The organism is Gluconobacter thailandicus F149-1 = NBRC 100600 (assembly GCF_000964465.1).
GTDB classification, from domain to species: domain Bacteria; phylum Pseudomonadota; class Alphaproteobacteria; order Acetobacterales; family Acetobacteraceae; genus Gluconobacter; species Gluconobacter thailandicus.
On record NZ_BANH01000176.1, the window covers coordinates 1 to 273 of the forward strand.

Below are 273 nucleotides of genomic sequence, written 5' to 3' on the forward strand. Positions count from 1 at the left end.
GGTGACAGCCTGACTGTTGCACGGCTGGACCGTCTTGGACGCGATACAGTCGACGTGCTCGAACTCGTCAGGCTCCTGGATAAACGGGATATCCGTCTGCGCATTCTGAATCTGGGTATCGAGACGGGCACGTCGAATGGCCGTCTGTTTCTGACCATTCTCATGGCGATGGCAGAGTTTGAACGAGAACTCATTCGTGAGCGGACTCTGGCAGGCATCGCCGCAGCTCGGGCGGCAGGAAAGCTCATCGGACGTCCACCCCGCCTGACGTCC

General features: G+C 59.3%; 1 protein-coding gene. It reads left to right on the forward strand.

Features of this window, described 5'->3' with window-relative positions; translation table 11 throughout:
- The coding region (locus tag B7444_RS16245; RefSeq protein WP_048855257.1) for a recombinase family protein at window positions 1–273 on the forward strand (273 nt) is incomplete at both ends.